We start from the raw sequence: 21,633 nt of genomic DNA on the forward strand, positions 1-21,633 counted from the left end.
TTTGTTGTGCATATAACGGTATGTTCGCTATTTCGCGTATACAAATCGCAATTGTAACCTAAGTTACTGCATTTTTGAGTTAAATTTATGCTATAAAGTTACACTATGGATGTCCGGATCGGGTTAATCTTTCTCCTTTTCTTACTGTCATGCAATGGTTTCAGCGACAGGGAACAAAAAGTCTATGCTTCTCCGGCTGGCTATGATCTAAAGGAGCCGGTACGCTATCGCCTGCGGGAGTCTATGCAGGAAATTTCAGGTATAGAGCTGTTTCCCGATGAGCATAGGATAATAGCTATCAACGATGAGGAAGGTAGAATTTATGATGTAGATGTGGCGGCAACAAAGCCGTACCCATATTATAAATTCGCCAAAGACGGGGACTATGAAGATATTTGTCATACCGACAGCGGCTGGTTTGTGCTCAAAAGCAGCGGTTCTCTCTTCCACGTACATGGCCTGTTTACCGACAGCATTTCTGCTGACCATTACAAACTGCCAAAGCAGGGTAAAAAGGAATTCGAAACCACCTATTATGACTCTGTTAAAAACAGTATCGTGATGATCTGTAAGAACTGCGAAGACGATAAAAAGGTGGGATTTACCAGCGCCTACCGGTTTGACCTGGCCTCCAAAACATTTGATACCACTGCCATTTACCGTTTCGATAACCGGGAAATTGCCAAGCTGGTGGGCTCAGATATGCGTTTCTTCAAACCTTCTGCCGCCGCCATTCACCCAATTGAAAAAAGACTGTATATCGTGGCATCCGTTAACGGCCTGTTGGTAATTTGCGACCTGCAGGGCCATGTACAGGAAGCCTATAACCTGAAACATCGTTTATTCCTACAGCCGGAGGGAATTGCTTTTGCACCTAACGGGGATATGTTTATTTCTAATGAAGGCGGATATGACGGTACCGCCAGTATTCTTAAATTCACTTACAAGTCCAAATGATCAGATCAGCCATCATCTTTATTGCCTTATTCATGTTCGGTTACCATACCGGATATACCCAAACACCCGATGTAGTAAAACGTATTATTCTCATCGGCGATGCAGGAGAGCTGCACAGCAACGGACAAAATGCCGTAGTGGATGCCGTTCGTAAAACATTCGATCTGCAGGATAATAGAAATACCATTTTATTCCTGGGCGACAACGTATACCCGAGAGGGGTACCTGACTCCAGCAGCCCCAAGTTTCCCATCGCCAAAGAAATTCTCGACTACCAGATTAACCTGGTACGCGGTACCAAAGCTCAGGGATATATCATTCCGGGTAATCACGACTGGGATAAAAGCAAGCCCGATGGCTGGGATATTATCCGCAACCAGCAACAGTATGTAGATTCACAACACCTGGATAATGTACAGTTTGAACCCAAAGAAGGTTGTCCTGGTCCCATAGAAGTGAAGATCTCAGATAAGATCACCCTCATCATCATGGACAGTGAATGGTGGGTGTTTCCCTATCAAAAGCCAGGGATAGAGTCTTCCTGCGATTGTAAAGACAATGATGAAGTACTCACCAAACTATCTGAAATAGTAGCCCTGAATCGTAATAAGCTGATCATTTTTGCTACGCATCACCCGTTCCGCAGTTACGGTATTCACGGAGGATATTATACCATCAAGCAACACATTTTCCCGTTAACAGATCTGAATCCCGCCCTGTATGTGCCTTTGCCGGTAATAGGTTCTATCTATCCTATTGCACGTGGCGTATTTGGTACCCCGGAAGATATTCCCAATCCCAAATACCAGCAGATGATCAAAGGGGTAGAGGAAGCATTTAAACCACATGGTCCGGTAGTATTTGTATCGGGGCATGATCATACGCTGCAGCTCATAAAGGATAAGCAAAACAGCTATGTTGTCAGCGGCAGCGGGGCAAAACATAACCGGGTTAAGAAAGGATCGAAGTCTTTGTTTGCCTCTACGGCCAACGGTTTCAGTGCTGTGGAATTAATGTCGGATGGTACGGTGCGGGTACAGTATTATTTCGCAGACAGCGGAGCTACACCGGTTTACAGCAATAATCTTTTCCGCTTGCAGGATATTCAACAGCAGGCGATGACCTATACTACGCCGGCACAATTACCTCCATTTATAGCAATGGCCGCCGATACACAGTATAATAAGGTAGGTAGTTTTCATAAATTTTTATTGGGAGAAAATTACCGGAAAGTATGGGCAACGCCTTTGAACTTCCCGGTATTAGACCTGAAAACCGCCAAAGGAGGCTTAAAGATCCTGCAACGCGGCGGTGGTAAACAAACACATTCTCTTCGGCTGGAAGATAGCACCGGCACAGAATACGCCATGCGCTCCCTGAAGAAATTTCCGCTGGCCGCGCTCCCTGAATTGCTGCGGGAAACCATTGCCCGGGATGTAGTGCAGGATCAGATATCAGCCGCCAATCCATATGCTCCGCTCGCGGTGAGCGTGCTGGCCGAAGCAGCCGGTGTACCACATACTAATCCCACTTTTGTATACCTGCCCGCTGATACCGCACTGGGCTCATTTGCCAATGCTTTTGGGAATGAAGTATATCTCTTTGAAGAAAGAGAACCCGTTACCGGCAAAAATGATAAAACCTATAACACCCAAAAGGTGCTGGCAAAAATATGGGGTGATAATGATGTGCATGTAGACCAGAAATCGGTACTGCGTGCCCGCATACTGGATACCTATATCATGGACTTTGACCGTCACGATGATCAGTGGCGCTGGTATAAGGAATCACATAAGGGAGAAGATTATTACTATCCGGTACCCCGCGACCGTGATCAGGCATTTTTTATTAACGGAGGAATAATACCGCGTGCTGCTGCGCGCCCATGGCTGCTTCCAGGAGTGCAGGGCTTCCGGGATAACATCCCTGACGTGAACGGCTTTAACTTTAGTTCCCGCTTTTTTGATCGCTCCTTCCTGAATGAACTGGAAGAAAAGGACTGGAAAAAGCAAACAGATAAATTTCTGAAGAAGATGACTGACAGCGTGATACAGGCTGCAGTAAACGCTTTTCCGGATACTATCCGCGCGTTAGTAGGTCCTATGATGATACATCGGTTGTCTGTTCGCCGCGATATTCTGGAGAAAAATATGTTGAAGTATTATCGTTTCCTTGCTAAAGGAGTGGATGTACCGGCTACAGAAAAAAATGAGCTGATCACCGTTGAAAAGCAGTCTGGTGGAAATGTGGCGCTGAATATATTTAAGATCAGTAAGAAGGGCGCTATACAGCAGAATATCTATTCCCGCACTTTTGACCCGGCAGTCACCAAAGAGTTGAATGTATATGGCATGGGCGGCAATGACCGTTTTGAAATAAAAGGAGACCACGCCACGCCTATACGTATACGACTCATTGGCGGTAAAGAGGCGGATACCTACATTGACAGCACTACTGTAAAAGCAGGGAAACGGATACGCATATACGATCAGCGCACCGGCAATGATACATTTGCACTTTCCCGCAATGAACAGCGCCGCCTGTCTAATGATCCGGCTAATATTAAGTACAACAGAAGTGCTTTCCAGTACGAAAAAACAATGCCTTTACTGGCTGGTGGCTATAACAGGGACGACGGTCTTTTATTAGGTCTGGGCTTATCTGTTACCCGCCATGCTTTCAGAAGGGAGCCTTTTTCAGCGAAGCACCTGTTCACCGCTACACACGCTTTGGCTACACGCGCCTGGAACTTTCGCTATGAAGGAGAACTGACAGACGTGATCGGAAAAACGGATCTGTTACTCTTCGCCAGAGCGAAAGCGCCGAACAATACCATCAACTTTTTTGGCTATGGTAACGAGACGGTATTTGACAAGACCAATAAAACCATTTCCTACTACCGGGCCAGATTCAATTTCTATACGGCAGAAGCATTGCTGAAAACATCATTCGGCAATCATATGTACGTGGCATACGGCCCTACTTTTAATAACTATGCCTTTAATAAAGAGGAGAACGATAACCGTTTCATCACCAACTTTAAAGACAATGGACTCGACTCTGCCGGCATCTACAGTAATAAATCATACGCCGGTGGTAAAATAGTGGCTACCATAGATACCCGTAATAACAAAATCATTCCTACCCGTGGTATTTTGTGGACGACTACCTATGCAGGTAATTTTGGATTGAATAGCAACAGTCACAGTACTACGCAGCTGCAATCTGATCTGAGCCTGTATATGAGCTTCCGCATCCCTGCTAACTTTGTTATTGTAAGCAGGTTTGGTGGTGGTAAATTATGGGGTAACTATGAATACTTCCAGGCACTCACGGTAGGCGGTGTACAGAATTTGCGCGGATATCGCAACTTCCGTTTTGCAGGTGATGCCAGCGTATATAACAATACAGAAATACGGGTAAAATTATTTGACCTGAAAACATACATATTGCCTGCGGGTGTAGGATTGATTGCCTTTAATGATGTAGGCCGTGTATGGAGAGAAAATGAAACCTCACATGTATGGCATGATGGATATGGTGGTGGTGTTTTTATAGCACCTATCAATGCACTCATCATTACTGCTGTGGTAGGGCATTCCAAGGAAGAAACCGTACCATATGTAACATTTGGATTTAAATTCTGATGTGCATTTGTAGTATATAGCTAAAAGTAAAAGCCCCATCTGATCATTTATCAGATGGGGCTTTTACTTTTAGCTTATAATGTTAGTCAACGTTTTTGGGAGTAGCTTCCACTTCTTCCATATTTACTTTCACCCGGAGCGCCTTCAATCCGCTTACGCCCTGTAATTCTTCCAGGTCAAGCATTTCAATTTCAGGTAGCAATATTTTTTTGCTCTGGAGGAAGGTGATATATTTCTTCAGTTCTTCCATTTCTCTTACATAAGAGTATACCATAGCAATGGTACCGGGTTGAGTTAATCTTTCGCCGGTGTCTTTTATATGTACTTTATCGATACGTTTTTTGATGATCTCATAACGTACGTTGTAAGCGCCTTCCACATCAAACCGGCGTTCATCGCTACGGAAGCTGATGGTGATAGGTGCGCTGTGCATCAGGATCATCTGCGTGGTTTGCAGCGGTACCTTCAGTTTAGGGCCCAGTTTATTGGTAAGTCTTGCGATGTGCGCCATAGACGAAAGCTGCCACAAACGAAGGTTACGCAGGTACAGTTGATCGAATTTCTTTTCCTGTGCAATAGACTGACCAATGTAAATGGTGTACTCTACGCCATCGGTACGGTATTTCTCAAAATAGCAAGGGAAAGAGTGTTGTATGTATTGACGCTCTTTCTCCAGGTATTGACTGATCGCTGCGTTAATCTTAGACAAGCTTTCTTCATATTCTCTCCGGTGATGATATACATGTCCTTCTGATTTATCCATTTTGGCGAAATAGCTTGCCAGTAATGGTTTCAGCGATTCATTATCATCACACAGATGTTCCAGCACTGGTTGTATTTCGTTGTCCATGAATTCATTCACTTTCAGATCTTCACCTGCCTGCAAGCTATTACTGAGATTGTTGAGCAGGTCATTTGTTTTGAACTGAAGTTCTTCCAGCAAAGGAAGATGTATGGTTTGTTCGATGGTGGCGAGGGTATCGCGGATCAGCTCCAGTTGTTCCTGTAAATCTTCCCGGATGGCATTGCCTTGCTGTACGGAGGAGTTACGGATATCCACCGCGCCGTAGAGTGGATATACCTCATCGAAGCTAATGCTTTCAATATCTTTTCTTTCTTCTGGCGGTGTGAGCAGGTAATCCCAGGCTGCGTCCACAAACTTCCATTCTACGGAAGGTTGTAAAGCAGTGAACTGATCTTTGATTACTTCATTCAGTCGGCTCTCCAGTATGTTCATACTGCGGTTCAGCATCAACACCAGCAGGGGATAGGTATTCTGAAATTTCCATAAAGGATCTGCAGATAACCGGTTAGGAGTGGAGGATGCCAGTTCCAGCACACCCAGTATCTCCTTTTTATGTGTGATGGGGAATACCAGGAAGCTTTTGATATTCTTTATCGGCAAATATTTGAGAAATGTATGCGGCGCAATGGTCGTTTCATTTACATCCGGAATGATCAATGGAATAGGATGCAGCTCCAGGTGCTCCAGTAATGCCGAAAAGAAATGCTGTTGTTGTTTTTTGTTGCCTATGCCCAGAATGGGGTCTGTATTGGAAAACTGTTCTTCCAGTACATTCTTTCCATTCACTTTAGGGAAGGGAACCAGGTGGGCGGTAACGTCTGGAATACCTAATATAGTAGGGATCATTTTTTCCAGGGTGCGGTAGCTTTCCACCTCGTTGCTGGTGCGCATATTCATCACCAGGCTTTTGATATTATTGAGGGTTTCTGATTGAGTTACATCTTTCACCGTCCATATCACAAAGCCTTCCAGGGAAAACATGCTGGTAGGCAGTAGTTGCTGGAGTGATTCTTCCGTGACCTGTTTGGAGCAAAACTGTCCATAATCCAATGGGGGAAGATCTCCATTTACTTTTACATCTACAAACCGGGGGTCTATGTTCACTTTCACATAACGCTTGCCTCCATCCGGTGTTTCCACGGTATGGATTATTTCGTTTTTATAGGTCATGGGAAAATGATACACTTTTTCCAGGATCAGTTTATAGAGCCAGGTCATCTTATCTTTCTTTACCTGGGTCAGGGAAACACCATCCGGAACGGTACTCAGCTCCTGGCCATTTTGTGTAAAGAGTTGTTTAAAGAGATCGGAATAGTAGAAGATGGCGAATTTAAAGGGTACGCCAATGCCATAAATATCTTTAGTGGAATCTGTGGTAACCGGGAAAATGGCGGATATCAACAGATCCAGGTAGTCTTTATATTTACTGAGATCACTATCCGGGGGGATAGGTTGCAGTACTTCCGGGTTGCTTTCAAACTTGTCAATGATCAGTTTATAGAAGGAGGAGCGAACTTCTTCGGCATTCTTCACCTTCTCCTTTAAATAGTTCAGGAAGGGAACGAATGATATGTTAGACTCAATTACTTTATCATCGTTAAATATACCTGGGTGTGCAGTTAAAACTTTCATATCTACGTATAATTATAACCAAAGGCCATCGTTTTTGGTGTGCCAGTAATAAATATCTTATTACAATTTACAGTAAAATCAGTGTGCAGGATTACAGTGGGGGGTACTAAATGTAGACGTAAAGGTAGGGGAAATATTGTATGATTGACAGCATTGGGAAATGCAGGTGATTGTTAGCAGGAGTATCTCCCTGAAAATCAAATACCTGCATTCCCCAGGCTGCAAATTATTGTAATTCAATCTGGTTTCTAAGCAGATCGTCTATCGTATCACGTTTACGGATCAGGTGTGGCTTACCATCTTTTACCAGTACTTCCGCTGGTTTCAGGCGGGAGTTAAAGTTAGAAGACATTTCAAAGCCATAGGCGCCGGCGTTATAAAACACCAGGTAGTCACCTTCTCTTACCTCATTTATTTTCCTGTCCCATCCAAAGGTGTCTGTTTCACAGATATTACCTACTACGGTATAGATGCGTTCCGTACCTTTTGGATTGGAAATATTACGTATTAAGTGGAATGCCTCGTAAAACATAGGTCTGATCAGGTGGTTGAATCCTGAGTTTACACCTACAAATACATTGGCAGTCGTTTGTTTGATCACATTCGCCTTTACTACAAAGTAGCCGCTCTGGCTTACCAGGAACTTTCCTGGTTCAAACCACAGCTGCAGCGGACGTACATATGATTTAGCGAAGTTGTTGAAAGCCTCGCTCAGTTTTTTACCGAGCAGATCGATATCCGTTTCCGGGTCGCCCTGCTGGTAAGCTACCTTAAAGCCACTTCCCAGGTCAATAGACTCCAGGTCAGGGAAATGCTGCACCATTTCAAACATCACCTCTACACCACGCAGAAACACATCTACATCCTTGATTTCAGAGCCGGTATGCATGTGCAGGCCGGTTACTTTCAATTTGGTAGAATTGATAATACGTTCGATATGACGCATCTGGTGGATGGAAATACCAAACTTACTATCGATATGCCCGGTGGAGATTTTAAAGTTACCACCAGCCATGATATGCGGGTTCAGACGGATGCAGATAGGATAGCTGCCACCGAACTTGTTACCAAACTGCTCCAGGATGGAGAGGTTGTCTATATTGATGATTACCCCCAGGTCTTTGGCAGCAATGATTTCCTGCAAATCCACACAGTTAGGGGTAAAGATGATATTCTTAGGATCAAATCCGGCTTTCAGGCCCAATTGTACTTCCTGGATGGATACAGTATCCAGTCCGCAGCCAATAGAATTGATGTACTTAAGGATGTTGATATTGGTCAATGCCTTACAGGCGTAGAAAAAGCGGGTGTCCGACTTATGAAAGGCCTTTTGCAGCTTTTCGTACTGAGTTTTAATCTTTTCTGCATGGTATATATATACCGGGGTACCAAATTCTTCTGCTACTTTCACCAGGAAATCGGCAGTAAGTACGTCGCTTTGTTTAGGCATTGAAAATCCTTAGTTTAAGAATGAGTTGGCAAAATTACTACGCAAAAGTGAGAAATTGTAGAAAAAAGGCGAATACCCGGTAATAGAGGGGTAAGTAGCTGGTTTTGTTGGGATTTTCCATTCAATAGGGACAGGGGGATGGTGCAGTTATTACTTCTCGTATACTTCTCGCATACTTCTCCGGTACTTAGGACTCGTCTATCTATTACATTCCCATTATACTTCTATTACTGTTCCACGGCATTCTTACTACTGTTACATTACTCTTTTACTACCCTGTTACTACTCTTTCACTACTCTTTCACCGCACTATGTCCCAGCGCTTTGAGACAAAGCGAATCTTTATTGGTTACCATGAATTTTAAGGAGAGGTTACACCTGGTCTAACAATCAATTAACTTACAAGGAGACACTTCCAGCACTTCGGCTAACTGAAGAATGGTAGTATATCTGATATCTACCTGGCCTCGTTCAATTCGGCCTATATCTGCGGAATCAATATTACAGTTTGCAGCCATATCTCGCTGACTCCATCCTTTTGCTTCGCGAAATGCGCGGACTTTTCGACCAAAACTTTCCAATTTTTCTTGTTTATTGATATCCATATTCTCAAACCGAATATGAACAAAATGAATAGAAAAACAGAGGGGGTATTCCCCCTTAATCAGTAAAATATACTTATCTTTGACTCACGTTGAAATTATGATTAACCATAACCATATACACCATGCAAACAACCAAATCCTCCACACACAACCATCTCCGCTCACTCTTTGAAGGCTTTGCCGGCAGCGCCATTAAATTCCGCGAAAAAAGTTTGCCAGGAATGCGGCTGGAGTGAAAGTACCTTTTACAAAAAAGTGCGTGAAGCAGGGAGCAACAAAGCTTTGAGCATCGCTGAAATGGAAAAGATAAAAGACCTGGCCTGGGAGGTACAACAGGATTTAAAAGACCGGTTCTAAAAAACAAAAGGTGCCTCTGAAGTACAAAGAGGAACCTTTTTATAAAATATCTTGTTAACAATTATTCTTCTTCATCTCCTTCCATAAAGCCTTCTATATTTCTGCGGTCTTTCTTGGTAGGGCGGCCAATTTTACTTTGACGCTTACCTGTCTGGAATACGGATGCCACGAAAGCAGGGGCTAATTTGTCTTCTTCCGGGGTAGTATCTATATAATATTTAATGGCTTCGCTATAGGCTTGTCTGTTGGAGAGCAGGCCGGTTACTTCGAGCATCCATTTGCGGCCTTCTGTTCTGATTTCAAATTTATCGCCTATAGATACTGGTTTAGCGGCTTTCACGGAGTTGCCGTTCATCTTTACTTTACCGCCGTCACAGGCATCTGAAGCCTGGCTACGGGTTTTAAACACCCGGATAGACCAGAGATATTTATCTACGCGTACTTTTTCGTTGTTACTCATAGTAAAGCTTTTAGTCTTTAGCTATTAGCTTTTAGTCTGACTGCTAAAAGCTAATAGCTAAAGGCTGTATCATTATTTGCTCATTTCCGCAAAGAACTTGTGGAAATAAGGAATGGTTTCAATGCCTTTGTAATAGTTAGCTAAACCATATTTCTCGTTAGGAGAGTGGAGGTTGTCGCTATCCAGACCAAAGCCCATCAGTACTGTTTTCAGTCCCAGTTCCTTTTCAAACAGGGCTACGATAGGAATGCTACCACCGCCGCGAACAGGAATAGGATCTTTACCAAAAGTAGTAAGGATGGCCTGGTGAGCTGCCTTGAATGCAACAGAGTCGATCGGTGTTACATAAGGGCTGCCGCCATGGTGCTTGGTGACTTTCACTTTCACGCTCTTTGGCGCAATGGCTTCAAAGTGTTTGGTGAACAGGTCAGATATTTCGTGCCAGTCCTGGTTAGGAACGAGGCGCATGGATATCTTGGCAAATGCTTTGGATGGTAATACTGTTTTAGAGCCTTCGCCGGTGTAGCCGCCCCAGATACCGTTTACTTCCAGGGTAGGACGTATGCCGGTTCTTTCGATGGTGCTATAACCTTTTTCGCCCCAAACGTCTGCTACGCCAAGATCTGCTTTGTATTCCTCTTCATCAAATGGAGCAGCGTTCAGCGCTTCTCTTTCTGCTGCACTCAGTTCCTGTACTTTGTCGTAGAAGCCAGGGATGGTGATGTGGTTGTTCTCATCGTGCAGGGAAGCAATCATTTTAGCGAGGATGGTAGCCGGGTTAGCCACAGCGCCACCATATACACCACTGTGCAGGTCGCGGTTAGGACCGGTTACTTCTACTTCCATATAAGCCAGGCCACGCAGGCCGGTATCTATGGAAGGGTTTTCCAGGCTGATCATAGACGTATCTGAAATTAATACCACGTCTGCTTTCAGGCGTTCTTTATTTTCTTTCAGGAAGATGCCCAGGTTGGCGGAACCAACTTCTTCTTCTCCTTCAATCATAAACTTGATATTGCAGGGGATGGTGTTGGTTTTGTTCATCGTTTCAAAAGCCTTTACGTGCATGTAAAACTGGCCTTTGTCGTCTGCGCTGCCACGGGCATATATGTTACCGTCTTTGATAACCGGTTCAAATGGACCACTATGCCACAGTTCCAGCGGATCTGCGGGTTGTACATCGTAGTGGCCGTATACCAATACAGTTGGTAAGGATGGGTCTATAATCTTTTCTCCGTATACAATCGGGTGACCGGCAGTCTGACACACTTCTACTTTGTCGGCGCCAGCTTCCTGCAGTCGCAGTTTTACAGCTTCTGCACATTGTTGGGTATCTCCATTATGACGGGAATCCGCACTCACAGAAGGAATGCGTAACAGCGCCAGTAATTCATCCAGGAAACGATCTTTATTCTCTGCCTGGTAATCTTTCCAAACTTGCATGATTCAGGAAATTAAGTTCACAATGTGGTGCAAGTTAAAGGAAAATCAACATTCAGAAATTGCAGACGATGGGATTTTGATGAACGGCCATGTATAAAGGCAGGCACATAAAAGATGGAATATTCCTGTAAGGAACATACGCAATACATTGTTCACCTATAAATGATCAGGAAATCAACTTCTGTCTTACCAGGAATTCCAGCTTCTGGTTTACATCCAACAGTTTGGCGGTCAGTTCTTTATTTTCCTTGCGGAGCGCATATACTTCATACGCTTTTTCAATATTATGCCGCAGCTCTTCCTCGTTCCAGGGTTTGGAGAAATACTTGTATACCTGTCCTTTGTTAATGGCGTCTACTACAGCGTTGATGTCGGCATAACCTGTCAGCAGCATGCGTATCGGCTCGGGGTATCTTTCCAGTATTGATTCGAAAAACTCTATCCCGGTTGTTTTGGGCATACGCTGATCCGAGATAATGATATGAAATTCCTGTTCTGCCAGGAGCTTTTCCGCTTCTTCTGCAGAGGTGGCCGTAACAACATTGTACAGCCTTCTGAACGAAGCCTTAAAGGCATTCAGGTTGTGTATTTCATCATCAATATAGAGTATATGGATGTGTTGTGCACTCATTTAAGCAGACTTAGTTCCAAGTTATTGATAATAAATGAGTTAGAAACAATGAAACCTTCGATATCGATTTTGTTATCCATTCTGCCCCATTCACCTTAAATCATATAGTAAAACGTTCAACGTTTTATACGTAGCAAAGGTACATATAAACATACTGTTTTATGATGAATATTTCAAGGATGAATGAACTTTTTTAAAAAAATGCCGTTTCCTTATCCAATAGCTATTTAGTGGCTTAGTTTCCATATTTTCGTGTAGTTATGAAAAGCGTGCGTTTACCGCTTTTTTTATAGCGTTCACCGGTGAAAACAACACTTACGCCGGCAAGCCTCAAAACAGGAATAGGTTTTGCACTATTGTCGGCACTTAAAACTTAAATTTTAATTCAGATGAAAACAGGAATTATTGCAATTGTAGTACTCGTATTATTAGTCATGTTTGGTTGTGGCAAATACAACGGACTTGTGACTAAAGATGAAAACGTGAAAAATAAATGGGGTGTGGTACAGAGTAGCTATCAACGCCGCGCTGACCTGATTCCTAACCTGGTTGCCACCGTGAAAGGTGCGGCTAACTTCGAAACCGAAACCCTTGAAAAAGTAATCCAGGCACGTGCCAGCGCTACTCAGATCAAGGTAGATGTGAATGACCTGAGCCCTGAAAAAATTCAGCAATACCAGGCAGCACAAGGTCAGTTAAGCCAGGCATTGGGCCGTTTACTCGCCGTGTCTGAGAACTATCCGGACCTGAAAGCAAATGCCAATTTCCAGAACCTGCAGGCACAACTGGAAGGTACTGAGAACAGGATCAACGTAGCCAGAAACGACTTCAACGAAGCAGTGAATGGTTATAACAGCTCCGTACGTACGTTCCCTAATAATATCATTGCCGGCATCACAGGCTTCAAAGCAAAAGGTTATTTCGAAGCAACTGCAGGTGCTGAAAATGCGCCACAGGTAAAATTCTAAACAACCCAAAATAGTATTTCCGGTTTTTTGTTGTGGAGATGGGATCACAGGGAAAGGCAACTTTTTCTGCGATCCTTTCCCGGCACCAGAAAACCGGGAATTAAAAAAATAGATAGAGCATGCGCATTTTTCCTTTTAAACGAAAAGAGATTTTTTCAGAAACGGAGAAGAACAGGTTAGTGCAGGCTATCCGGGTAGCTGAGCGGCTTACTTCCGGAGAAATCAGGTTGTTTGTTGAAAGTCATTGCACTTATGTAAACCCCATGGACAGAGCTAAAGAAGCATTCGCGTCGCTGGAAATGGGCAAAACGAAATTGCGTAATGGCGTTTTGGTATATGTGGCCATTAAAGACCGGCAGTTTGCCATCCTGGGCGACCAGGGCATACATGAGAAAGTAGGCGATGACTTCTGGGTGAAAGAAGCCGGAATGCTGATCAATCACTTTCAGGACAATCGTATTATCGAAGGCATAGAAGCATGCATTGAGGAAATAGGTGCCTCACTCCGCACTTTCTTTCCGCACGAAGCCGGCAGCGATGTGAATGAACTACCGGATGATATCGTCTTCGGCAAATAAAGGCCACTCTTTTTAAACGATTTTAGCTTAGAAACAATGAGGATACTACGCTGGTTTTTACCGGGATTATTAATGATGGCGGGCTTGCTGGCAAAAGCACAGAACATACCGCCCCGGCCTAATCCTCCAACTTTAGTAAATGACTTTGCCGGTGTATTGTTGAAGAATGAAGATGATGCGCTGGAACAAAAAGTGCGGGCTTACTACGATTCTACTTCCACCCAGATAGCTGTCGTTACACTGAAATCAATCGGCGACTACGATATCAGCCAGGTATCGTTAAAAATATTACGTGATTGGGGGATCGGCACAAAAGGCAAGAACAATGGGATACTAATTCTTGTTTCTCTAGAAGATAGAAAGTTGAGGATAGAAACGGGTTATGGTATGGAAGGGGTAGTACCTGACGCCATTGCCAACGATATCATCAACAACATTATTAAACCCGACTTCCGCGAAGGACATTATTACGAAGGACTAGATGGTGCAGTGGATGCGGTGATAAAAGCCGCAGCAGGTGAGTACAGGGCCGACCCACGGAAAAGTAAGCCAGGCATTAGTCCCGGCGCTATTTTTCTTATTATAATGGTGATAGTGATTATCGCTTCTCTCATTAGCCGCGGTGGTGGCGGAGGAGGAGGTGGTGGAACTACCTACAACAGACGTGGCGGTTGGATATGGCCGGTATTAGGCGGTATGGGTGGCTTTGGCAGCGGTGGTGGAAGCGGCTGGTCAGGCGGTGGTGGTTCCGGAGGGGGCGGCTTCGGCGGCTTCGGAGGAGGATCCGGCGGTGGCGGCGGCGCCAGCGGCAGCTGGTAACAGATGAAAACTATTTTATGTCATACGTGCATGTGTTAAATGGAGATGCTACCCTTACCTTGTTCCGGCAAAGTGAGGTGCCGGGAGAAATTGTAGTATGTAGAGAAATGATGTGCGAAGGAAAAGTAAAGTATACCAAAGACCTTACTGAATTCTTTGAAAGTCGCGCCAAACACCTCGAATTCCAATATGGAATAGACCGACAAACTTATTATACCAATGTAGTACAGGAGCTGGAGAAGTTAGATCTCTCCGGCTCCTCTGCTGATGAAATCGTCCTCTGGTTTGAATACGACCYGTTTTGCCAGATAAATATGTTGTTTATCCTGCACTACATCACCAGTCAACTTCCCACACTTCCCCCCATTAGTATCATTGACCTGCCACATCACGCGCAGCCAGAAGACTTACCAAAAATATTTGAACAGCGCGTTCGCCTGCAACCCGATGACCTGATATGGGCGGAGGATGTATGGGATGCATGGTGCCTTCGCACGCCACAGGTGCTGGAAACTATCAGTAAACTATCTGCCGGAAATCTAACATCCCTGCCGGCAGCGATCACTGCTCACCTTAAAAGATTCCCGGATGTAAATACCGGACTCAGTACTATTGAAAACTATTTCCTGCTACGACTGGCGCTGGGCAGCTATCGCTGGTATGATCTCTATATGCTTTTCTGGAACGAACTGGAAATATATGGTTTCAGCAATTTTCAACTGGACATCCTCATCCATCGTATGGTAAATGCCGGTGTGATTGAGGAGCATGAACAGATACTTAAAATTACCAGCCTTGGTAGGGAAATATTGGAAGAAGAAGAAAATTACCTGGACTATGTTTCCCTGGAACATCGCTGGCTGGGAGGAGTAAAACTCGCTGATACCACCTGGCGATGGAATCCTGCTATCAGCGCTTTAGTTGAAGTGGCCATCTGACACTTTTCATGATATGTACTAAAAGATAAAGAGGAAACCGAAGTGGATATTGCCACTGCTGTTTCCTCTTTGCCTTTTATATCTTCCGAAAAAGAAAAAATCCGCTGACTACTCTTTAATGGATTTTCTTATTTCTTCAGCAGCTTTACGCAGATAGTCTGACTGTTTCAGCAGTTCATCCCTGTTAGTGCCGGAAACACCCGTTGCTTCCTGGGATTTACTCTTGCTGATTTCCTGCATCCAGTTACTGATATAAGTGCTTACCTGTGAGTTGTTGAACTGTGCGGTCATCGCTTTCACCTGATCCACACCTTTCGTTACCGCCGTCGTGTTGTTCACTTTTGATAAGAAGCCAAGGTAGTCGAAAGCTGCATTGAGCTTGTCCTGACCGCTGGTTTCATCAAACTTGGTAGCCACAAAACCAACATCAGCAGCGTTGCCTTTGCGGGCATATACACCTGCGATCGCATTTACCAGCTTGCCTTTAGTATCGCCTTCCATTTGTTTGGCAATCGTATAAGCTTTATCCAGATCCAGGGAGGCTAAGCCTTCCAGGCCAGCTGCTTCCACGCCATAAGACTTGTCTTTTGTAGCGTTTTCAAACAGCGGGCTATACTGTGCATCTTTCAGTTCACCCAGTTGTTGTAAGGCGGCTGCGCGTACCAATGAACTTGGATCCTGTTTGGCCAATTCCAGCAAAACGGGGAGGGCAGCGGATTTTACAGCGTTGTTAGCCATGTTCAGTTTGCCAATGGTGTAAGTCCTTAAGCCATGGTATTTATCTTTCAACGCCAACTGTAACAGTTTCACTGCTTCCGGGTTAGTGGCTTGCGCGTCTGTTGCCTCATCGATGGCAATGCGGCGGTCCATATAGTTAGGAGCATGTGCGTACTGATAAGCGTAGGTGCTGAAAGCACGGTGATCATCTATCTTGGCTAATACTACTTTATCTGCATCTACGTTCACCAGATCAGGACGGGTAGTATAAGAGAAAGTAAATGAATCCACCCGGTTTTCCATGAAGATCTGATGTCTTTCGGCTTTACCACCTGTGTATACATCAATGGCCATAGGGATCTGCCATACTTTAGCTTCTTTCTGTATCTGCTGTAAAATAACGGTCACTGTTTTAGCGGCGTCATTGTACTTATAGCTGATATCCAGCTGTGGGAAGCCTTTACCGAAATACCATTCATTAAAGAACCAGTTCATATCACGACCAGTTACTTCTTCGAACGCGAGACGCAGTTGGTGTGCTTCTGTAGCCTTGAAGGCATTTGTTTTCAGGTAGAGGTTCAGGGATTTGAAGAAGGCAGAATCACCTACTGCATTACGCAACATGTTCAACACGCGGCCACCTTTCTGATAGGTGATCTGGTCAAACATATCTTCTCTATCGTGATAGTGAAAGCGTACCAGGTCTTTGTCGCCGGAGTATTGTACCATCGACATATAAGACTGTGCAGCTTCCTGGCTATGTTCATCTGCCGCGTCTTTACCATATTTATGTTCCAGCCACAGGTATTCGCTGTAGTCTGCAAAAGATTCATTCACGGTAAGGTTGCTCCAGGACTCAGCGGTGGCAAGGTCGCCAAACCAGTGGTGGAACAGTTCGTGGGCAATTACGCCTTCGTTATAATTATTGTTATCGAGGAGTTCACGATCTGTTTTCTGTATAAATTCACCATGAAGTGTGGCGGTGGTATTTTCCATTGCGCCGGAAACATAGTCACGGCCGGAGATCTGGGAATACTTCACCCATGGGTATTCGTAGCCTAATATGTTAGAGTAGAAGGTGAGCATTTCCGGTGTGTTGCCGAAAATATTCCTCGCATATTTCTCGTATGCCTTTTCTACATAATAACTTACTTCTTTACCGTGCCAGGTATCTTTTACAATGGCATAGTCACCTACGGCCATCATGAAAAGGTAGGGAGAGTGGGGGAGATCCATCTTCCAGGTATCTGTACGGGTGCCGTCAGCGTTGTTCTTCTGGCTTACCAGCTTACCATTGGAGAGGGTTACGTATTTCTTTTCCACCGTCATGCTGATTTCCTCGGTGCATTTCTGGTTGGTTTTATCGATAGTAGGAAACCAGGCGGAAGAACTTTCTGTTTCGCCCTGTGTCCAGATCTGGGTAGGTTTGTTGGGATCTTTTCCATCAGGATTGATAAAATATAATCCTTTGGCATCAGAGATAGCGGCGCTGCCTTTCGCTTTCAGCTCATCAGGCCTGGCGGTATAACTGATATAAATAATATAAGACTCAGATGGCTTGTAGCTTTTGTCCAGTGCAATATGCAGCTGCAGGCTGTCGTAGCTGTATTTCAGTGGGTTATTTTTGCCGGCTTTTACCAGGGATACTTCTTTAATATCCATGCCTTTTGCATCCAGTGTAAGGGAGTCGGTGGCATAGAAATGGGGTTTCAGGGTAATCCATGCTTTGCCGTAAAGGTACCTTTTCGCATAATCGAAACGTACGTCCAGCTTGGTATGTACCAGATCATTTACTTTAGTGGCAGCGGCACGGTAAATCTTTAATGCGGGGTCTTCCTGGGCAGCTTTATCAGATTGGGCCATCAGGGAAGTGCTCATTCCCAGTCCGGCTATTCCTCCGATCAGCATTCCCATCAGGGATTGCTTCAGATGTTGATTCATGTAAAAGGCAGTTTTAAACAAATGTATCGGCTTGCGATATTAAAAAGAGTCAAATTTAAACAAATGGGCCAAATATGAGGTAAGTGGTTAAAAATGCTATTTTTGTTACGCTTATAGGCCAGTAAAACAGTATTATGATCAAAGCAATAGTGAATGGCAAATCTACATTTGCCGTGAATACAGACACAAAGCTTACCTGCGATAACCAGGAAGTAGATTGGTCAGCCGCAAAATTGCCTACCGGTGATTATAGCATCATAATGGATGGAAATAGCTACCAGGCGCAGGTTTTGCGGATCGACAGGGATACCAAAACAGTCGTATTACAGGTAAATCAGCAACAGTTTGAAGTGGCTATAGAAGAACCTATTGACCAGTTGCTGGCGTCTATGGGGATTAAAGATGCCATGACGAAGAAGGTGAATGATATCAAGGCGCCTATGCCGGGACTGGTACTGAAGGTGCTGGTAACCCCCGGGCAGGCTATTCACAAGGGCGATCCGGTGCTGATCCTGGAAGCCATGAAGATGGAGAATGTGTTTAAAGCTTCTTCAGATGCCATCGTTAAAGAAATTAAAGTCGCAGAGCGCACTGCCGTTGAAAAAGGTGAAGTGCTGATCGTGCTGGAATAATATTTGCACAGGAATAGTTTTTATACCAATTTATAGTATGCATCTCAAATACAGGACAGTAATATTCGTTTGGGCATGCCTGTTACTCTGCGGCCGTCTTTGGGCGCAGGAACAGCATCATTACGTATATATTCAGAGCGAGAAAGGGCAACCATTTTATGTAAAGCATAATGGCAAAGTGCTGAGTTCCACAGAGCGGGGTTATATCATTTTGCCCAAACTGGACAACGGTACGGTGCCTATCACCGTTGGTTTTCCGAAGGATGAATCGCACGAAGCGCAGTTTTATCTGAAAATAGCCAAGAATGATCAGGGCTTCCTGTTGAAGCAATCCGGGGAAGCGGGTTATTCTTTATATAATCTGCAAACTTTCCGGGAAATGAAGTCAGATGCAGGCACGCCCGCAGTAGCAGCTGCCGAAACACTTGTGGTGGCTGATACATTGGTGCCAGTGCTGGATACGGCTAAAAAGGAAATGATGGAGAACCTGCAGAAGGACCTCGAAACAACTTTTGCTGATAAAGCCATTGTAACAGGCCCCGCTAAGTCAACAACGTCTGCCAAGTCAGCGAATCCGTTTTCTTCCGCATTGGATAAAGTGGTAGTAACCGGCGATGACAGGAATGAGCCGGCGCCGGAAGTGAAGCCAGTTGCTGCACCCGCAGATGCGCCGGTAGCCGTTGAAGGAGAGGTAAAGAAGCCAAAGGGTAAAAAACATAAAAACGAAAGAGAGCCGCTCACCGATGAGGAGAAGGCAATTCTTAATGATGTGCTGGCAGAAGAAGGTAAAACAGCCGCCAGCGAGGCTGCAGCAGAAGAAGTAGCCAAAGCAGCTCCGGCTGAAGAACCAACAAAGAAGCAAAAGAAACATAAGGCCAAAGAAGGGGATCCCGATTTTATTGAGTTCCAGGATGATAAATCTCAGCCGGCAGCTACGGGTGCTCCCGTAGAAACGGTGGCCGCTCCACCAGTAGTGGTAGAAGTACCAGTAACCACTACAGAAGAAGCACCTGTCCGCAAAAAGAAAAAACGCAGTAAACTTTTTGATGATACAGAACATCCGGCTAATATCATCACGGACTCCAGTGGTTACGGCGTGGCGGCTACCCGCCCGGTAACAGATGAAGAGCCGGTAAAGAGTAAGAAGAAAAAGAAACACAGTGAAGAAGAAGCAACAGTGGATGCGGCGGGCGCGCCTGTAGGAGCACCAATAGCTGCTGAGGTAGTACCCGATGCGCCGGTAGCAAAAAAGAAGACAACTGATGCCCGTTTGGTCAATTCGGATTGTACGAATATCATGGATGAAGCTACTTTCCGTAAGATGTTACGCAAATTTRTAGCTGCCCGAAGCGATGATGGTATGATAGATGTGTTCCGTAAACAAACGCGTAACTACTGCCTGGAAACGGCACAGATGAAAACCCTGGTGCAGTTGCTGACAGCAGATGATACCCGTTATCGCTTACTGGATGCCGGTTATTCTAAAACATATGATACAGAGAAGTATGGCTCCCTGGAAACCCTGTTAATCGATGATTACTACAGGGGCAGGTTCAAAGCGATGCTGCATAAATAAAGAATTACGAATTAGGAATTACGAATTACGGATTTGCAGGTAGATATAAGCGATGTTGATTATCATTCGCTATCTACCTGCAAATCCGTAATTCGTAATTCCTAATTCGTAATTCTTTATTTTCGCCCCTATATGAACAGGTATTTTATAGAAGTGGGATATAAGGGAGCGCAGTACAGCGGGTTCCAGGTGCAGGAAAATGCACATACCGTGCAGGCGGAAATAGACAGGGCATTGAGTATGTTACTGAGAGATACCATTGTCAGCACAGGTTCCAGCAGAACGGATGCTGGTGTAAATGCCCAACAGAACTTCCTTCACTTTGATACCGCATTGCCACTGCACCCGCAGTTCTTATATAAGATCAACGCCATCCTGCCGGATGATGTGGTGCTGAGAGGTATATATAATGTGCCTCCGGATGCCAATAGCCGCTTCGCTGCCCTGGGCCGCTCTTACGAGTATACCTTATATACGCGTAAAGATCCATTTCTGAAGGACCGGGGATACTTCTTTCCTTATAAGATGGATATCGCTGCATTGCAGGAAGCAGCGGAAGTGATTAAAGGTTATAGTGACTTCACTACATTCTCTAAGCGTAATACACAAGTGAAGACATATATATGTAAGATCGAGGAATCTTACTGGACAGTTGATGGAGAGCGTATAGTCTATAACGTTACAGCCAACCGTTTCCTGCGGGGAATGGTGCGTGGGTTGGTGGGTACTATGCTGAGAGTGGGGCGGGGTAAGCTTTCTATGGATCAGTTCAGGGCAGCAATAGAGAGTATGGATTGTACAAATGCTGACTTTGCCGTACCTCCGCAGGGCTTGTTTTTGATGAAAGTGAGATATCCGGAAGGACTTTTGCAGCCAATAAGCTTTGATCGCCAATAATTTTTGATCTCTGTAACCCTTTGTTATAAAGGGTTACAGAGATTTTTATAAAATAGTCCTGCAAAAAAGTTGGAAGTGTAAAAAATCCGCCTACCTTTGCGCTCCGCTTTGATAGAAAGCACGCACACAAAAGCTCTTCACGACACTGCATTTCTACTCATTTTTTCTAGTTGCTGTATAGCCGCTAATACCTGGTGGCAGCGCTTCTGCGATCAGTGACAATGAAAAAATAAAATTTTAAAAAATCTTGAAAAAGATTTGGTAGAAATGAAAAGTTTATTACCTTTGCAACCCCAACAACAACGGGGCAACAAACGGAGAGCGAAAGTTGCGAAGAAAATTGAAATAAGATGTACGGCTTCAGCGCCACAGAGATCGGATCTCACACATCAACAAACGATCAGCAGTGATCGATAAGTTCTTTGAAAGAATGGAAACAACAGCACGAATCTAAGTAGTGATGCTTAGGTTCAAACAGGTAATGTACAGCTAAACATAATTAATAAGATCACCGATTGATTTCGAGAGAAATTAGTCAGTATCAAAACTTCTTTACAATGGAGAGTTTGATCCTGGCTCA

Annotated in this window: 16 protein-coding genes; 9 read left to right on the forward strand and 7 right to left on the reverse strand. The window is 44.5% G+C overall.

The genetic code is table 11. The features are described from left to right. Window positions 1-105 precede the first annotated feature (105 nt). The gene (locus AC1DP6_RS30780) at window positions 106-957 is read left to right on the forward strand and encodes a hypothetical protein (protein ID WP_477058310.1); all 852 of its coding nucleotides are present in this window, start codon (window positions 106-108) and stop codon (window positions 955-957) included. Continuing rightward, the gene (locus tag AC1DP6_RS30785) at window positions 954-4,604 is read left to right on the forward strand and encodes a BamA/TamA family outer membrane protein (RefSeq protein WP_477058311.1); all 3,651 of its coding nucleotides are present in this window, start codon (window positions 954-956) and stop codon (window positions 4,602-4,604) included. Before AC1DP6_RS30780 ends, AC1DP6_RS30785 begins: the two co-directional genes overlap by 4 nt. 82 nt (window positions 4,605-4,686) lie before the next feature. Here the strand turns inward: AC1DP6_RS30785 and AC1DP6_RS30790 are convergent, their stop codons facing one another. The 6 genes from AC1DP6_RS30790 to AC1DP6_RS30815 form a co-directional block, all read right to left on the reverse strand. Next, window positions 4,687-7,041 (reverse strand): GAF domain-containing protein, encoded by a 2,355-nt coding sequence (locus AC1DP6_RS30790; RefSeq protein ID WP_477058312.1) that lies wholly within the window; start codon window positions 7,039-7,041, stop codon window positions 4,687-4,689. A 226-nt stretch (window positions 7,042-7,267) separates the two neighbouring features. After that, window positions 7,268-8,491 (reverse strand): diaminopimelate decarboxylase, encoded by a 1,224-nt coding sequence (gene lysA / locus AC1DP6_RS30795; RefSeq protein ID WP_441576573.1) that lies wholly within the window; start codon window positions 8,489-8,491, stop codon window positions 7,268-7,270. A 383-nt stretch (window positions 8,492-8,874) separates the two neighbouring features. Next, complete coding sequence (locus AC1DP6_RS30800; RefSeq protein WP_477058313.1) at window positions 8,875-9,096, reverse strand: helix-turn-helix domain-containing protein; 222 nt, start codon at window positions 9,094-9,096, stop codon at window positions 8,875-8,877. Window positions 9,097-9,514: 418 nt separating this feature from the next. Further along, window positions 9,515-9,913, reverse strand: coding sequence for an RNA-binding S4 domain-containing protein (locus AC1DP6_RS30805; protein WP_477058314.1), 399 nt, complete (start codon window positions 9,911-9,913; stop codon window positions 9,515-9,517). Window positions 9,914-9,985: 72 nt separating this feature from the next. Further along, window positions 9,986-11,356, reverse strand: a complete 1,371-nt coding sequence (locus AC1DP6_RS30810; protein ID WP_477058315.1) for a dipeptidase — start codon at window positions 11,354-11,356, stop codon at window positions 9,986-9,988. 166 nt (window positions 11,357-11,522) lie between these two features. Then, a complete protein-coding gene (locus AC1DP6_RS30815; RefSeq protein WP_477058316.1) occupies window positions 11,523-11,987 on the reverse strand; it encodes a response regulator in 465 nt (154 codons plus the stop codon). 389 nt (window positions 11,988-12,376) lie between these two features. Here AC1DP6_RS30815 and AC1DP6_RS30820 point away from each other — a divergent pair, with 389 nt between their 5' ends. The 4 genes from AC1DP6_RS30820 to AC1DP6_RS30835 all read left to right on the forward strand — a co-directional run bounded on the left by AC1DP6_RS30820 (window position 12,377) and on the right by AC1DP6_RS30835 (window position 15,290). Then, window positions 12,377-12,955, forward strand: coding sequence for a LemA family protein (locus AC1DP6_RS30820; protein ID WP_134643531.1), 579 nt, complete (start codon window positions 12,377-12,379; stop codon window positions 12,953-12,955). 119 nt (window positions 12,956-13,074) lie between these two features. Further along, window positions 13,075-13,533, forward strand: a complete 459-nt coding sequence (locus tag AC1DP6_RS30825; RefSeq protein ID WP_441576579.1) for a TPM domain-containing protein — start codon at window positions 13,075-13,077, stop codon at window positions 13,531-13,533. A gap of 36 nt (window positions 13,534-13,569) precedes the next feature. After that, a complete protein-coding gene (locus tag AC1DP6_RS30830; protein WP_477058317.1) occupies window positions 13,570-14,352 on the forward strand; it encodes a TPM domain-containing protein in 783 nt (260 codons plus the stop codon). 17 nt (window positions 14,353-14,369) lie between these two features. Further along, a complete protein-coding gene (locus AC1DP6_RS30835; protein WP_477058318.1) occupies window positions 14,370-15,290 on the forward strand; it encodes a hypothetical protein in 921 nt (306 codons plus the stop codon). A 108-nt stretch (window positions 15,291-15,398) separates the two neighbouring features. Here AC1DP6_RS30835 and AC1DP6_RS30840 read toward each other — a convergent pair whose 3' ends face one another. Continuing rightward, entirely contained in the window at window positions 15,399-17,948 is a 2,550-nt protein-coding gene (locus tag AC1DP6_RS30840) for a M1 family aminopeptidase (RefSeq protein ID WP_477058319.1), read from the reverse strand. A gap of 134 nt (window positions 17,949-18,082) precedes the next feature. Between AC1DP6_RS30840 and AC1DP6_RS30845 the strand changes: the two genes are divergently transcribed. The 3 genes from AC1DP6_RS30845 to truA all read left to right on the forward strand — a co-directional run bounded on the left by AC1DP6_RS30845 (window position 18,083) and on the right by truA (window position 21,053). Further along, window positions 18,083-18,580 (forward strand): biotin/lipoyl-containing protein, encoded by a 498-nt coding sequence (locus AC1DP6_RS30845; protein WP_477027132.1) that lies wholly within the window; start codon window positions 18,083-18,085, stop codon window positions 18,578-18,580. A 37-nt stretch (window positions 18,581-18,617) separates the two neighbouring features. Then, window positions 18,618-20,156: a DUF4476 domain-containing protein gene (locus AC1DP6_RS30850; protein WP_477058320.1), complete on the forward strand. Its 1,539-nt coding sequence runs from the start codon at window positions 18,618-18,620 to the stop codon at window positions 20,154-20,156. Window positions 20,157-20,288: 132 nt separating this feature from the next. Further along, a complete protein-coding gene (truA, locus tag AC1DP6_RS30855; protein WP_477058321.1) occupies window positions 20,289-21,053 on the forward strand; it encodes a tRNA pseudouridine(38-40) synthase TruA in 765 nt (254 codons plus the stop codon). Window positions 21,054-21,633 lie beyond the last annotated feature (580 nt).

The sequence above is a fragment of the Chitinophaga sp. 01L420 genome, assembly GCF_056399985.1.